Genomic DNA, 753 nt, shown 5'->3' on the forward strand with positions numbered 1-753 from the left:
TGAGGGTGTGCGGCGGCAGGGCTGATGCAGCCTGCTGCTCCATGCGCCGGGTGGCTGCCGTGTTGAACAGGGGGTGGGGCTGCTGGGGGGTGATGGGGTGCATGGCCGTGTTTTCTATGGGGAGCCGTCAATCACAAAGCAGTGGCGATCCATTATTGCTTCAGGCCCTGAAGCCGGGCGCAAAGGCCTCGCGCAGCCATTCCACGAAAACCGCCACTGCGCGCGGCACATGGGCCGAATAGGGGCGGATCGCATGGATGGTCTCGCTGAAGGTGCCCACGGGCCGCCAATCCGGCAGCACCTCGACAAGCTTGCCCGCCTGCAGTGCGGCTTGCGCGCTGAAGTCGGGCACCAGCGCAATGCCCAGGCCCGCCAGCGCCGCATCGCGCAGGGCCTCGCTGTTGTTGGCGGCCAGCGGGCCGGTCACGGGCACGGTCAGGCGCGGGGAGTTGCCCGGCACCACGGGTTCGAAGGTCCATGCCGGAGCCTCCTGTGTGCGGGGGTAGTGCAGGCAGTCGTGCTGGCGCAGGTCGTCGGGTGTTTGGGGCATGCCGGTGCGGCGCAGATAGGCGCGGTTGGCCACCAGCACGGAGCGCGTGGTGCACAGCAGCCAGGCCACGTGGGTGTCTGGCGCCACGGCAGTGTGGCGGACGGCCAGGTCCAGGCCTTCGAGGGTGAGCGAGCGCAGGTTGTCCGACAGGTCCAGCTCCAGCCGCACCTCGGGATATGCGCGCAGAAACGCCGGCAGCCGCG

General features: G+C 69.2%; 1 protein-coding gene. It reads right to left on the reverse strand.

Annotated features, from left to right (window positions below):
• Positions 1 to 160 precede the first annotated feature (160 nt).
• The coding region (locus ACDELDRAFT_RS23255; RefSeq protein ID WP_005801822.1) for a substrate binding domain-containing protein at positions 161 to 753 on the reverse strand (593 nt) is incomplete at its 5' end.

The sequence above is a fragment of the Acidovorax delafieldii 2AN genome (assembly GCF_000175235.1).
In the GTDB taxonomy this organism is placed as follows: Bacteria; Pseudomonadota; Gammaproteobacteria; order Burkholderiales; family Burkholderiaceae_C; genus Acidovorax; species Acidovorax delafieldii_B.